This window comes from Bradyrhizobium sp. STM 3566 (assembly GCF_045571445.1).
GTDB lineage: Bacteria > Pseudomonadota > Alphaproteobacteria > Rhizobiales > Xanthobacteraceae > Bradyrhizobium > Bradyrhizobium vignae.
Map to the genome: position 1 here is coordinate 3,374,328 of NZ_CP120692.1, position 12,761 is coordinate 3,387,088.

The following is a 12,761-nucleotide window of genomic DNA, read 5'->3' on the forward strand; positions in this document are numbered from 1 at the left end:
TAGAGTCGCAGCATTGCCCTGCGGGAGTGTTCGATGCGTTTAGCGTTCTGGCGTGCCGGCAAGAACAAGGCAGTGATCGAGCGGGCTGTCTCGAAGTTCAAGCCCGCGGACGCGCCCAAGATCAACTCGAAGGTCGAAGCCGGGGTCGAAGCAGAGCCTGCACCCGTCGTCGCGAAGCCGGCGCAAGTCGAATCCGGCGACATCGACCTGCACGCGCTCGGCGCGGCATTGGCGCGCAAGCGCGGCTGGATCATCGTGCCAACGGTGCTGGCGCTCGTTGCGTCCCTCGCTGTCGTCAATCTCGTCACGCCGCGCTACAAGTCCGAAGCCCGCATCCTGATCGACGGCCGCGAGAACGTGTTCCTGCGCCCGAACAGCGATCGCACCGAGGAGCGGCAGGCGCTCGACGCCGAGGCCGTCACCAGTCAGGTGCAGCTGGTGCTGTCGCGCGATCTCGCGCGCGAGATCATCAAGAAGAACAAGCTTGCGGAGCGGCCCGAATTCGATCCTGTGCTGCAAGGCATCTCACCTCTGAAGTCGCTGGCCGCGCTCATCGGTATCGGCCGCGATCCGTTCGCGATGACGCCGGAAGAGCGCGTGCTCGATGCCTATTACGAACGCCTCCAGGCCTACGCGGTCGACAAGTCGCGCGTGATCGTGGTCGAATTCCAGTCCGCCGATCCCGAGCTTGCTGCCCGTGTCGCCAATTCGATCGCCGACGGCTATCTCGTGCTGCAGCAGGGCGTACGCCAGGAGCAGGCCAAGAACGCCAGCCAATGGCTGGCCGGCGAGATCGAGAACTTGCGCAAGAAGGTGTCCGAGGCCGAGGCCAGGGTCGAGGACTTCCGCTCCAAGTCCAGCCTGTTCGTCGGCACCAACAACACCACGCTGTCGAACCAGCAGATGGGCGAGGTCAACACCCAGCTCAACAATGCGCGCTCGATGAAGGCCGACGCGGAGTCCAAGGCTCGGTTGATCCGCGAGATGCTCCAGAGCGGCAAGCCGATCGAGGCATCCGAGGTCGTGAACTCCGAATTGATGCGCCGCCTCTCGGAGCAGAGGGTGACATTGCGAGCGCAGCTCGCCGAACAGTCGTCCACACTGCTCGGCAATCACCCGCGGATCAAGGAGCTGAAGGCGCAGCTTGGCGACCTCGACAATCAGATTCGTGACGAAGCGGCGAAGATCTCGCGCTCGCTCGAGAACGACGCCCGGATCGCCAGCGGCAGAGTCGATGGCCTGACCGTGAGCCTGGAGCAGCTCAAGAAGCAGGCGGCCTCGACCAACGGCCAGGACGTCCAGCTTCGCGCGCTGGAGCGCGAGGCCAAGGCGCAGCGCGACCTGCTCGAGACCTATCTCGCCAAGTACCGCGAGGCCAATACCCGCGAAACCATCGACGCTGCGCCGACGGATGGCCGCATCATCTCGCGCGCCATTGTCTCCAACACGCCGGCCTCTCCGAAGAAGCTGCCGATCGTGCTGATCGCGACCATCGCAACGCTATTGCTGTCGTCCGGCGTCGTCGTCACCGGTGAGCTGCTGCGCCAGACCGCGCCGCGCGCGGCGGCGGTTGGACCGGCGCAGGCGCAGGCGCGTCAAGAGCCGCTGGTCGTTCAGCGGGCCGTCGAGCCTGTCGTCGACAGGGGCAACGATCCGGTGATCGATCCGGCTCTGGCAGATCCCGCGCCGCTGCAGCCGGCGATGGCGACCGACATCGACGTCAGCGAATTCGCCGAGATCGAACGTCTGGCGGACAGGTTGCTCGCCGCGGGCGCTGCGGCCAGGAAGGTCACGGTGCTCGGTACCGCGCCCGGCGAAGCCATCACGCTATCGACGTTGACGCTGGCCCGGCACCTCTCGCGCGATGCGCGCGTCGCCGTCGTCGATCTCGCCGCGTCCTCGCCGACCGTTGCCGCGGTATCCGTCGATGCGTCGGCTCCGGGCCTTGCCGAACTGATGCAGGGGGAGGCCTCCTTCGCGCAAATCATCACCCGCGACAAGCTCTCGCGGCTGCATCTGGTCATGGCCGGCCGTCCCGGCTTCGACCGCAGCCTGCTGCAATCACCGCGCGTGGCGCTCGCGATCGACGCGTTGCTGCGCGCCTACGATCACGTGCTGATCGACGCCGGCAGCGCCTCCGACCTTCCGGCCGAACTGCTGACGGCGCATGCCCGTGCCGTCGTGGTGCCCGACGCCTCAATGGCACCGGATGCGCGCACGCAGATGTGCGAGCAGCTGAGAGCAGTCGGCTTCAGCGAGGTGACGATGCTGAGCAAGCCGGTGCAGGCCTCGGATGCGGTCGAAGCGCCACGCGTGGTGGCGGCGTAACCTCTCTTTCCTCTTCCCTTGCCACAAGGGGAGAAGGGAAGGCAGCCGTGCAAGCGGAAAGAGCTACCCGAACGCCTGCCGCAGCCGGCGGGCCATGTCGAACAGCATCTGGTTCTGCTTCACCAGCCGCTTGCCGCGGTTGAATGAGGACATCGCCATCGCCGCGAGTTTTCCGCGCGGCGTCAATGGAACAAAGTTGTCGAAGATCTCCTCGTCGTCCTTGCAGAACATCCGTTTGTAGTCGTCCGAACCGATGCCGAGGTCGAGCGAGCGGTAGCCACGTTCGCCGTAGCGGTCGATGATGTAACGCATCAGGATCAGGCCCGGGCTGTAGCGGGCGTGCTCGGACATCGTGTAGGTGTTGAACATCATCGAGAAGCGCGCCCCATCGGCGACGCCGGCGAAGATAGCGATCACCTCGTCATCGCATTCCAGCGCGTGGATGTCGATGACGTGCCCTTCACCGCGCGGCGCAAGGCAGGCGCTGCGGACGAACTGTTCGACGCCGGGCTCGGCGAAGACGTTCGGAAGCTTTTGCTCTGCCATCCGCACCGGCTTGACGCGGAAGAACCAGTCGAGCAGGCGGGTGATGTCTTCGTCCGACGTGGCGAGGTGATAGCGATAACCGGTGAGGGACTGGAGCTTCTTTTCCTTGCTCTTGAGGCGGCGGCGGAGGGAATTGCTGATCCGCGATTCCTTCGGCCCGCCCGGCTCCATCAGCAGCCGCGGACAGCCGTTGACCGCGCCTTGTCGCGGCAGAGCTGCAAATGGGTTCTGCTGGTCATGCCAGCGCTCGGGCTGCTGCATCAGCGCGAGCACGTCGACATGCTCACGCAGCGGCGCAAACAGCGCGTCGAGATCGGCGAGGCCGGCCTGCGCTGCGAACTCGGCGTTCCACAGGCCCATATTGAAGGTCGTGTGCTTGCCGCCCATGAAGCAGGCCGTGCGCACGCCGTGGCTCTGGCGCAGCGAGAGCGGCAGCAGGGTGAGCGGCCGGCGATCGGCGTCGCGGGCGATCACGATGAGCGGCCGGGCGCCTTCACGGGCGCCGACCAGTCGCTGCCACGGGCTGAGCAGGTCGAAGCGCTGATATGGCGTGAAGAGCTGGCCGCTCGCCTCGAAGGCACGCCAGACCGCCTCGGCCTCGGCGAGATCGGTGACGATATCGACCTGCGCGATACGGCTCGCTTTCGACCGCGCAGGTGCTTCTGCCGTCCGGCTTTGCATCGCCGCAGCCATGGTCATTCGCGAAACCTGTCGAGCAATCGAAAATACGCAATTCGGCCTGTGGCCGACCTTTGCAAACAAAGGTCAACAAAGGGTAATGACAATGGGAGAGGGACGGACCGCCGGCACGCACGAAGGGTGGGATTTTGGCTTTCGACGACAGATGGCTGGAACGGCTGCGCCTCGAGCTGACCTGGTTCAGCGGTCAGGCGGCGCTGCGCAGTCGTGGTGCCGGCGCCATCCTGCGCTTTATGCATGTGCGGCCGCGGCGGCGCGGATTTCAGCCGCTGCGCGCGAACGAGATCACGCCGCAGTTCCTCGACCGCGCCATCCGCGCGCTGAAGCGGTGGAAGTATGATTTCCTCGGCATGGACGAGGTCTGCCGGCGTGCCGTGATGCTGCCGGAGAAGCGGCGCTTCGTGGCGCTGACCTTCGACGGCGCCAACAAGGATGTCATCAACTTCGCCTATCCGGTGCTGGCACGTCACGACGTGCCCTTCACGATCTATGTGCCGACCGCCTTTCCCGATGGCGTCGGCGAGGCCTGGTGGCTCGGGCTCGAGCGGGTGATCGCGCGCGAGAGCCGCATCAGCCTGATGATGGGTGAGAAGGAGCAGCGCTTCACCGTCACCGACAATGCCCGGAAGCGGGCGCTGTTTTCGTATCTGGAGAGCTGGCTTCGCTCGCTGCCGCCGGCGGATTTGTCGGTCGCGATCGCCGATCTCTGCACGCGCTACCGCATCGACCTCGCTGCGCTCTCGCGCGAGGCGTCGATGGACTGGGAAGACCTCGCGAAGCTTGCTGCCGATCCGCAGGTGACGATCGGCAGCGCCACCGTCAACTATCCCGTTCTCGCCAACATGAAGGATGCCGCGGCGCTGCGCGAGATGGCGATGGGCAAAGCGGTCGCGGAATCGGCTTTCCGCCGCGACATCCGGCATTTCGCCTTTCCGTTTGGCGACCGCTCCTCGTTTCGGCGCAGCCACGTTGTGATGGCGGAGGAGGCCGGCTTTGCCAGCGCGGTGTCGACGATCCCGGGCATCGTGGAGGCGGAAGGGCGCACCAATCTGCGCGCGCTGCCGCGCATTTCCTGGGACGGACGGGTGCGCTCGCTGCGGGTGATGCGCGTGCTGGTGTCGGGTGTTGCCTTTGCGCCGGTGAAGCCGACCGGCAGCACTACGGGCAAGGCCTAACGAGCGGACTTGACCCGGTCGGGACGCTGCATCCAGCTCACGATCGGCATCGCCGGCAGCACCCAGCCCATGCCCACCACGACATAGTAGATCGCCTGCCGCCAGCCGGACTCCGCGATCCACGGCATCTGCGCCGCCGCCATGCCGAGCAGGGCCCAGACCGTGGCCAGCATCAGGAGCAGGATGGCGCCGAGGAACTTGCGGGTGCGGATCGTCATGGCGGAATGTCGCGGTCTTTCGCGTAACTTGCGCTGCGGGAGCGGGGGACTATAAGGGGCACGCGTTCCGGTTCAAGTCTGTTGGTTGCAAGGGTTGGTTTGTCCCTGAAATGACGACGATTTCCGCTCCAATCAACCCGCATCGCGCCGTGCGCTGGTGGCTGATCTCCGTGGCCGCGCTGATCGCGCTGATGGTGCTGGTCGGCGGCGCGACGCGGCTGACGGAATCCGGCCTGTCGATCGTCGAATGGAAGCCGGTCACGGGCAGTGTTCCGCCGCTGTCGGAAGCGCAGTGGACCGAGGCGTTCGAGGCCTACAAGAAGATCCCGCAATATCGCGAGCTCAATGCGGGCATGAGCCTGTCCGAGTTCAAGGAGATCTTCTGGTGGGAGTGGAGCCACCGGCTGCTCGGGCGCTTCATCGGCGTCGCCTATCTCTTGCCGTTCCTGTTCTTCCTGTGGCGCGGCGGCCTGTCCGGTGAATTGAAGCGGCGGCTATGGCTGCTGTTCGCCCTCGGCGGTCTGCAGGGTGCGGTCGGCTGGTGGATGGTTGCCTCGGGCCTGAGCGAGCGGGTCGAGGTCTCGCAATATCGGCTGGCGACGCATCTGCTGCTGGCGCTGCTGATCTTCGCCGGGATCGTCTGGACGGTGCGGCGGCTCAAGGAGCGGCCGCAAATCACAGCATCGGCTCGGCTGAGGTTCACGAGCGCGCTGCTGCTCGTCGTGACCTTCGTGCAGATCTATTTCGGTGCGCTGGTCGCGGGCCTGCGCGCGGGGCGCGCCTATAACACCTGGCCCGAGATCGACGGCGCGTTCATTCCATCGGCCGAGCGGCTGTGGTTCGAGACGCCGTGGTGGCGCAACATGTTCGACAATGTGCTGACCGTGCAGTTCGAGCACCGCATGACGGCTTATGCGCTGTTCGTGCTGGCGGCCTTGCATGCGATCGACGCGCTGCGATCGCGCGCAGGGGCGGCAGCGAGCGGTGCGCTGTGGCTGCTTGCGGCGGTGAGCCTGCAGGCGGTGCTCGGCATCCTCACGCTGCTCAACCAGGTTCCGATCGGACTGGCGCTCGCGCACCAGGCAGTGGCGATACTGGTGCTCACACTTGCGGTGATGCAGGTTGAACGGCTCGCGTCAGGACGGTCTGCGGAGACGCAGCCGCGTGCGGTCCCGGTCAGCCAGCCCAGCTGATCCGATCAGCAGTAGCCGTAGACGCCGCACGCATAGGGCAGGCGCCAGAAATAATCGACCTGCTTCCCGCCGTAATACGGGCCCTGGTAATCGTAGCTCCAGGGCCGGCCGTAATAGCCCGGCAAGGTGTTGGATCCCGGCAAGAGCGGCGTGCCCGGCAGGTTGCGGATGTAGCTGCCGATGCCATAGGCCGGCGAGATCAGCGCATCCGGATCGGTCTCGACGTAGACCTGTGGCGGATCCTGCGGCGGCACGGCTGCGCGCCGCTTTGGGCTGGCCGGCAGATCGGCGGCGAGCGCGCTTGAAACGGTCAGCATCGCCGCAAGGGCAGGCACCATCCAGCGCAGCATCGTCGGCTCCGAATCAAAGGGGCGATCCAAGGACGATTTATGCGGCAGATACGGTTAATGACTGTTAACCGACGGTCGCCGAAGCGACCGTCATTCCGGGGCAGTGCGAAGCAGCGAACCCGGAAATCTCGAGCGGACCTGACAATATCGAGGTTCCGGGTTCGGTGCTTCGCCACCGCCCCGGAACGACAGCGAGCTTAAGCCCCCAGCGCCTGTTCCAAATCGGCGATCAGGTCTTCCTTATCCTCGATGCCGATCGAGAGCCGCACCACGTCGGGACCGGCACCGGACTTGGTCTTGGCGGCGTCGTCGAGCTGGCTGTGCGTGGTCGAGGCGGGGTGGATCACCAGCGAGCGGGTGTCGCCGACATTGGCGAGGTGCGAGAACAACTGCAGTTTCGACACCAGGCTGACGCCGGCGTCATAGCCGCCCTTCAGGCTGAAGGTGAATACTGCGCCCGCGCCCTTCGGCGCATATTTGCGCGCGAGCTGGTTGTACTTGTCGTTCGGCAGGCCGGCATAGCTGACCGAGGCCACCGCCGGATGTCCCACGAGGAATTCGGCGACGGCCTTGGCATTGTCGCAGTGCTTCTGCATGCGCAACGGCAGCGTCTCGATGCCGGTGAGGATCATGAAGGCGTTGAACGGCGACAGAGCCGGGCCGAGATCGCGCAGGCCGAGCACGCGGCAGGCGATCGCGAAGGCGAAGTTGCCAAAGGTCTCCTGTAGGCGGATGCCGTGATATTCCGGCCGCGGCTCCGACAGCATCGGATATTTGCCGCCGGTCGACCAATCGAAGGTGCCGGCATCGACGATGATGCCGCCGAGCGAATTGCCGTGGCCGCCCAGAAATTTCGTCAGCGAGTGCACGACGATGTCGGCGCCATGGTCGATCGGACGGATCAGATAGGGCGAGGCCAGGGTATTATCGACGATCAGCGGCACTCCCGCCTTGCGCGCCACCGTCGAGATCGCTTCGATATCGGTGATGCTGCCGGCGGGGTTGGCGATCGATTCGATGAAGATCGCCTTCGTGCGCGGCGTTACCGCGCGCTCGAAGCTCGCAATGTCGTCGGGATCGGCCCACACCACGTTCCAGCCAAAGCTCTTGAATGCATGCGTGAACTGGTTGATAGAGCCGCCATAGAGTTTTCGCGCGGCGATGAACTCGTCGCCGGGCTGCAGCAATTGCTGTAGCACCACGACCTGCGCGGCGTGGCCGGAAGCGACCGCGAGCGCAGCCGTGCCGCCTTCGAGTGCGGCGACGCGCTCTTCCAACACGGCATTGGTCGGATTGCCGATCCGCGTATAGATGTTGCCGAACGCCTGCAAACCGAACAGCGAGGCGGCGTGGTCGGCATCGTTGAAGACGAAAGAAGTCGTTTGATAAATCGGAGTCGCGCGCGCGCCGGTGGTGGGGTCGGGCTGTGCACCGGCATGCACGGCGAGGGTCGAAAATCCCGGAAGGCGATCGCTCATATAAGGCGTCCTGTTCTCGTGGTCTGAAATCGCGCGGCATGCTGATGGGCGGGGCGCTCGCCGTCAAGGCGCCGCTTCACATCGGAACGATCTTGCTACGCATTGTCGCGTTCGCGAGATGAATCCTTCGCGGATTGCGTCAGCTCTGCTCGGTCTTGCTTTTCGCGGCGCGATCCGATGCTGCCGTGTTGCCGCCCCCGACGCTCATCCGATTGAGGGACAGCCGCATGCCCTGTGTCGGTGCCGGCGCGCGCTTGGAGCTGAGCGTGCGCGAGTTCACGCCCATCCAGGAGATCTCCGACGACAAGCGGCCATATTCGATCTTCGGGCAGCGGTTCATGACCACCTTGATGCCGACCGACTCCGCCTTTGCCGCCGCCGCATCGTCGCGCGCGCCGAGCTGCATCCAGATCACCTTCGGCAGCGGGTCCAGCGTGAGAGCTTCCTCGACCACGGGCATGATGTGGCTGGAGTTGCGGAATATGTCGATCATGTCGATGGGGCGGCCGATATCCGACAGCGAGGCGACGAAAGGCTTGCCGAGCAGGTCCTTGCCGACATGGCCGGGATTGACGGGAATCATGTCGTAGCCGCGCTGCGCCAGATATTTGAACGCGAAATAGCTCGGCCGCACGTTGACAGGCGAGGCGCCGACCATCGCGATCGATTTCACGCTGTTGAGGATGCCGCGGATGTAATTGTCGGGATAGGCGTCGTGGTTCATGTCATCCTTCATTCGTCATTCCGGGCGGCTCGAAGAGCCGACCCGGAATCTCGAGATTCTCACGTGCGCAATTGCGCACCATAGTTCGATGCTTCGCATCGCCCCGACGGCACAAGAGATACAGTTACTCATCCCGCCATGTCGGCGCGCGCTTCTCGATGAAAGCGCCGATGCCTTCCTCGGCGTCGCGCGCCATCATGTTCTCGGTCATGACCTCCGCCGCATAGCGATACGCATCTGCAAGGCTCATCTCGGCCTGGCGATAGAACGCCTCCTTGCCGAGCTTGACGGTGTACGCGGATTTCAGCGCAACCTGTTGCGCCAACGCGATCGCGGCCTCGCGTTCGGTACCCGCGGCGACCACGCGATTGACGAGGCCGATCTCGCGGGCGCGCGCGGCCGGAATCGGCTCACCGGTCAGCAGCATCTCCATCGCCTGCTTGCGCGGCACGTTGCGCGACAGCGCCACCATCGGCGTCGAGCAGAACAGGCCGATGTCGACGCCGGGAGTGGCGAAGCTCGCCGCTTCCGAGGCGATCGCCAGATCGCAGCTTGCCACGAGCTGGCAGCCCGCCGCGGTGGCGATGCCTTGGACGGCAGCGACCACGGGCTTGGGCAGGCGCACAATCGCCTGCATCATGGCGCTGCACGCCGTCATGATCTGCGCAAAATAAGCCCGGCCGCGATCCGGATCGGTGCGGCGCGCGGTCAGCTCCTTCATGTCGTGGCCGGCGGAAAAAGCCGGCCCGTTGGCTGCGATGACGGCCGCACGGATGTGCCTGTCTTCCGCGATCGCATTGAGGCTCGCATGCAGCTGTCCGATCATCGCCTCCGAAAGGCTGTTGCGCGCGGCTGGTCGGTTCAGCGTGAGCACGGCGACACTGCCGACGATCTCGCGCAGCAGGATCGGCGGTTGCGGGGAGGGGGCGCGGGCAGCCTGGACGGACATTGACGCGATTTCCGCTAAATGATTGCAATTGGATGACACCAATAACTTAATGTAACAGGGCAAGCGAAGCGAGGGTGGGGAACGACATGGCGTCAGCGAAAATGAGCGTAGTGGAGCTCGAGCAGTTCCTCCGTGACGAGTTTCCCCAGGCCTTCAGCGGTGACGACATCACGATCGAGAGCGCGGACGGCCAGACCAGCCTTTTGCGCCAGCGCTACAGCGAAAGGATGCTGCGGCCGGGTGGAACCGTGTCCGGCCCGACGCTGATGGCGCTCGCGGATTTCGCGATGTACGTGGTGCTGCTGTCCGCGATCGGGCCGATCGGGCTCGCGGTCACGACCAATCTCAACATCAACTTCCTGCGCAAGGGCCAGCCAGGCCAGGACGTGCTGGCCGAGGCTCGGCTGCTCAAGCTCGGCAAGCGCCTGGCAGTTGGGGAGGTGAACCTCCTGTCGGGCACATCCGCCGACCCGATCGCCCATGTCACCTCCACCTATTCCATTCCAAATGTTTGAGGTTTTTGCAGGTAACATAGCACCATATTTTCAAGATATTGATTTCGTTGTTATAATTTCCATCTCAGGGCATTGACCGTTGCGCCTGTCTTCTCTAGAAACCCGCGCAGTCCGGTGCGGTGTTCGCGCCGATGTCTCCCTCACGGAAATTCTGACATGAAAACCTTTTCGGCAAAGCCGGCCGAGGTGACGAAGAAGTGGGTGCTGATCGACGCCAAGGGTCTGGTCGTCGGCCGTCTCGCCACCATCGTCGCCATGCGGCTCCGCGGCAAGCACCTCCCGACCTATACCCCGCACGTTGATTGCGGCGACAACGTCATCATCATCAACGCGCAGCATGCGGTCCTCACCGGCCGCAAGCGCGAGCAGAAGACCTACTACAAGCACACCGGTTACGTCGGCCACGTCAAGGAGCGCACCGCGCGCCAGATCCTCGAGGGTCGTCATCCCGAGCGCGTGCTCGAAAAGGCCGTCGAGCGTATGATTCCGCGTGGTCCGCTCGGTCGCGTGCAGATGGGCAACCTCCGCGTCTACGGCGGGCCGGATCATCCGCATGAGGCGCAGCAGCCCGAGAAGATCGACATCGCCAAGTTGAACCGCAAGAACACGAGGGCCGCATAACATGGCCGAATCCATCCAGTCGCTCGACCAGCTCTCGCAGCTCAAGACGGCGGCCGCGCCCGAAGCGCCCAAGCACGAGAAGAAGGTCGACAAGTTCAACCGCGCCTATGCCACCGGCAAGCGCAAGGACGCGGTCGCCCGCGTCTGGATCAAGCCGGGCGCCGGCAAGGTCACCGTCAACTCGCGCGAGGTCGAGGTCTATTTCGCCCGTCCCGTGCTGCGCATGATGATCGAGCAGCCGTTCTCCGTGGCCCAGCGTTCGGGCCAGTACGACGTGATCTGCACCGTCGCCGGCGGCGGCCTGTCCGGCCAGGCCGGCGCGGTCCGTCACGGCATCTCCAAGGCGCTCACCTATTTCGAGCCGGAACTGCGCTCTGTGCTCAAGAAGGGCGGCTTCCTCACCCGCGACTCCCGCGTGGTCGAGCGCAAGAAGTACGGCAAGGCCAAGGCTCGCCGGTCCTTCCAGTTCTCGAAGCGTTAATCGCTTCTGTCGCATTTGCCGCGAAAGCGGCTTCAATGAGATGCAAAAGGGCGCCGATTTCAGCGCCCTTTTTGTTGTTCGTTTGTATGCAAATTGATGGCGTGTTTCCCGAAAACTTAGGGATCCGCGAAAACCTGAATGGAACCCGCGGGACATAGCGTCGCACTTGGAAGGGCGCGCAAATCGGATGTGCCGATCGCGTAACTGCTATGTTCTAGAGGGGGCCGACATGATGTCGCTCGATAGCATCACGCTCTATTTGGTCGCCACCATGGTCGCCGCACTGCTCGGCGCCATGATGGTGTTTTTCGGCAGGCAGGAGAACAGCCCGGCGCTGAAATGGTGGGGCACCGCCTATCTCCTCGGTGCTGCCTCGGTCGCGCTGTGGACCGCAGCAGGCGACAGGCTGGGCGCCCATCTTTACCTTGCGCTGAATGCCGTCGGCTTCGTCGCCTGCGGCATGGTGTGGAACGCGGCGCGCGTCTTCCACGGCCGCAAGCCGAACTGGCCCGGCCTCGTGCTCGGCGCGCTCGCCTGGGTCACTGCCGCGACGCTGCTCGATCCCACAGCATCGATGCTGCGCATGCTCGTCGGTGCCGGCATCGTCTCGGTCTATGCGGCGCTGACCGCGAGCGAGCTCTGGACCGAACGGCGCAAGAGCCTGCAACGACGCTGGCCGGCCTTCATGATGCCGGCGATGCATGGCTGCGTGTTGATGCTGCCGATCCTGATCGGCAGTTTCCTGCGTCCGCACGATGCCGGCTTCTCCTCGAGCATCTGGGTCACCGTATTCGCGGTCGAGCTCATACTCTATGCCGTCGGAACCGTGTTCGTGATCTTCATGCTGGTGTCGGAACGCACCGTCACCGCGCATCGGACCGCCGCGTCGACCGATCCGCTGACCGGCATGCTCAACCGGCGCGGCTTCTCGGAAGCCTGTGCGCGCGTGATCGAGCGCGAGGCCAAGGCCGGACGGCCGGTGACCGTGATGATCTTCGACATCGACCACTTCAAGTCGATCAACGACCGCTTCGGCCATCCCGCCGGTGACGAGATGCTGAAACTGTTCTCCACTGTCGTGATCAGCAACTTGCGCATCTCCGACCTCTCGGGCCGCATCGGCGGCGAGGAGTTTGCGGCTCTGTTGCCGTGCTCGTTGGAGGAGGGCGTGCTCGTCGCCGAGCGCGTGCGCGAGGCATTCGAGACCTCCGGCGTCGTGGTCGATGAAGGCCCGGTGGACACCACTGTCAGCATCGGCGTCGCGGGCGGTCCGGCCGGTACCGAGCTGGAGGTGCTGCTGGCCTCGGCCGACACCGCGCTCTACCAGGCCAAGCGCGGCGGCCGTAACCGTGTCGAGGCGGCGGAGGAACTGCCACTGTCGCTGGAGAACTGGCGCCGCCAGAGCGCCGCGCGAACCGGTCCATCGCAGGCGCGTCCGGCCACCGCCTGAACGGCGGCGTCTTGCGGTAATCCTCTGTTTACCG

The 12,761-nt window shown here is 64.8% G+C and carries 13 protein-coding genes; 7 read left to right on the plus strand and 6 right to left on the minus strand.

Annotation, left to right across the window (positions count from 1 at the left end; translation table 11 throughout):
• Positions 1-33: 33 nt before the first annotated feature.
• Positions 34-2,328 carry an exopolysaccharide transport family protein gene (locus P6U27_RS16230; RefSeq protein WP_122402962.1) on the plus strand — a complete coding sequence of 765 codons (2,295 nt, stop codon included), beginning with the start codon at positions 34-36 and terminating at the stop codon, positions 2,326-2,328.
• A gap of 63 nt (positions 2,329-2,391) precedes the next feature.
• Here the strand turns inward: P6U27_RS16230 and P6U27_RS16235 are convergent, their stop codons facing one another.
• Entirely contained in the window at positions 2,392-3,573 is a 1,182-nt protein-coding gene (locus tag P6U27_RS16235) for a GNAT family N-acetyltransferase (RefSeq protein ID WP_122402963.1), read from the minus strand.
• Positions 3,574-3,701: 128 nt separating this feature from the next.
• On the opposite strand from P6U27_RS16235, the gene P6U27_RS16240 reads away from it, so the two are divergent.
• Positions 3,702-4,748 (plus strand): polysaccharide deacetylase family protein, encoded by a 1,047-nt coding sequence (locus tag P6U27_RS16240; RefSeq protein ID WP_129144930.1) that lies wholly within the window; start codon positions 3,702-3,704, stop codon positions 4,746-4,748.
• Here the strand turns inward: P6U27_RS16240 and P6U27_RS16245 are convergent.
• Entirely contained in the window at positions 4,745-4,966 is a 222-nt protein-coding gene (locus P6U27_RS16245; protein WP_122402965.1) for a DUF2842 domain-containing protein, read from the minus strand. The genes P6U27_RS16240 and P6U27_RS16245 overlap by 4 nt on opposite strands.
• 110 nt (positions 4,967-5,076) lie before the next feature.
• Between P6U27_RS16245 and P6U27_RS16250 the strand changes: the two genes are divergently transcribed.
• Positions 5,077-6,159 carry a COX15/CtaA family protein gene (locus P6U27_RS16250; protein ID WP_122402966.1) on the plus strand — a complete coding sequence of 361 codons (1,083 nt, stop codon included), beginning with the start codon at positions 5,077-5,079 and terminating at the stop codon, positions 6,157-6,159.
• 5 nt (positions 6,160-6,164) lie between these two features.
• On the opposite strand, the gene P6U27_RS16255 is transcribed toward P6U27_RS16250, so the two are convergent.
• The 4 genes from P6U27_RS16255 to P6U27_RS16270 all read right to left on the minus strand — a co-directional run bounded on the left by P6U27_RS16255 (position 6,165) and on the right by P6U27_RS16270 (position 9,660).
• Positions 6,165-6,509, minus strand: coding sequence for a hypothetical protein (locus tag P6U27_RS16255; protein WP_122406631.1), 345 nt, complete (start codon positions 6,507-6,509; stop codon positions 6,165-6,167).
• Positions 6,510-6,706: 197 nt separating this feature from the next.
• Positions 6,707-7,987 carry an O-acetylhomoserine aminocarboxypropyltransferase gene (locus P6U27_RS16260; protein ID WP_122402967.1) on the minus strand — a complete coding sequence of 427 codons (1,281 nt, stop codon included), beginning with the start codon at positions 7,985-7,987 and terminating at the stop codon, positions 6,707-6,709.
• A 139-nt stretch (positions 7,988-8,126) separates the two neighbouring features.
• Positions 8,127-8,711, minus strand: coding sequence for a CoA-binding protein (locus P6U27_RS16265; RefSeq protein ID WP_122406632.1), 585 nt, complete (start codon positions 8,709-8,711; stop codon positions 8,127-8,129).
• A 124-nt stretch (positions 8,712-8,835) separates the two neighbouring features.
• Positions 8,836-9,660 (minus strand): enoyl-CoA hydratase, encoded by an 825-nt coding sequence (locus P6U27_RS16270; protein ID WP_162500250.1) that lies wholly within the window; start codon positions 9,658-9,660, stop codon positions 8,836-8,838.
• Positions 9,661-9,746: 86 nt separating this feature from the next.
• Between P6U27_RS16270 and P6U27_RS16275 the strand changes: the two genes are divergently transcribed.
• From P6U27_RS16275 to P6U27_RS16290, 4 genes are all read left to right on the plus strand, one after another.
• Positions 9,747-10,175 (plus strand): PaaI family thioesterase, encoded by a 429-nt coding sequence (locus P6U27_RS16275; RefSeq protein ID WP_129144929.1) that lies wholly within the window; start codon positions 9,747-9,749, stop codon positions 10,173-10,175.
• Between the two features lie 156 nt (positions 10,176-10,331).
• Positions 10,332-10,796, plus strand: coding sequence for a 50S ribosomal protein L13 (gene rplM / locus P6U27_RS16280; RefSeq protein ID WP_027576505.1), 465 nt, complete (start codon positions 10,332-10,334; stop codon positions 10,794-10,796).
• Position 10,797: 1 nt separating this feature from the next.
• Positions 10,798-11,277 carry a 30S ribosomal protein S9 gene (gene rpsI, locus P6U27_RS16285; protein ID WP_018642439.1) on the plus strand — a complete coding sequence of 160 codons (480 nt, stop codon included), beginning with the start codon at positions 10,798-10,800 and terminating at the stop codon, positions 11,275-11,277.
• Positions 11,278-11,506: 229 nt separating this feature from the next.
• Entirely contained in the window at positions 11,507-12,727 is a 1,221-nt protein-coding gene (locus P6U27_RS16290; RefSeq protein WP_122402970.1) for a diguanylate cyclase, read from the plus strand.
• Positions 12,728-12,761 lie beyond the last annotated feature (34 nt).

What these genes read in the sequence shown, in the direction of transcription:
- P6U27_RS16230 (WP_122402962.1), top strand. Translation starts at nt 34, where the DNA reads ATGCGTTTAGCGTTCTGGCGTGCCGGCAAGAACAAGGCAGTGATCGAG.
- P6U27_RS16235 (WP_122402963.1), bottom strand. Translation starts at nt 3,573, where the DNA reads ATGACCATGGCTGCGGCGATGCAAAGCCGGACGGCAGAAGCACCTGCG.
- P6U27_RS16245 (WP_122402965.1), bottom strand. Translation starts at nt 4,966, where the DNA reads ATGACGATCCGCACCCGCAAGTTCCTCGGCGCCATCCTGCTCCTGATG.
- P6U27_RS16250 (WP_122402966.1), top strand. Translation starts at nt 5,077, where the DNA reads ATGACGACGATTTCCGCTCCAATCAACCCGCATCGCGCCGTGCGCTGG.
- P6U27_RS16255 (WP_122406631.1), bottom strand. Translation starts at nt 6,509, where the DNA reads ATGCTGCGCTGGATGGTGCCTGCCCTTGCGGCGATGCTGACCGTTTCA.
- P6U27_RS16260 (WP_122402967.1), bottom strand. Translation starts at nt 7,987, where the DNA reads ATGAGCGATCGCCTTCCGGGATTTTCGACCCTCGCCGTGCATGCCGGT.
- P6U27_RS16265 (WP_122406632.1), bottom strand. Translation starts at nt 8,711, where the DNA reads ATGAACCACGACGCCTATCCCGACAATTACATCCGCGGCATCCTCAAC.
- P6U27_RS16270 (WP_162500250.1), bottom strand. Translation starts at nt 9,660, where the DNA reads ATGTCCGTCCAGGCTGCCCGCGCCCCCTCCCCGCAACCGCCGATCCTG.
- P6U27_RS16275 (WP_129144929.1), top strand. Translation starts at nt 9,747, where the DNA reads ATGGCGTCAGCGAAAATGAGCGTAGTGGAGCTCGAGCAGTTCCTCCGT.
- rplM (WP_027576505.1), top strand. Translation starts at nt 10,332, where the DNA reads ATGAAAACCTTTTCGGCAAAGCCGGCCGAGGTGACGAAGAAGTGGGTG.
- rpsI (WP_018642439.1), top strand. Translation starts at nt 10,798, where the DNA reads ATGGCCGAATCCATCCAGTCGCTCGACCAGCTCTCGCAGCTCAAGACG.
- P6U27_RS16290 (WP_122402970.1), top strand. Translation starts at nt 11,507, where the DNA reads ATGATGTCGCTCGATAGCATCACGCTCTATTTGGTCGCCACCATGGTC.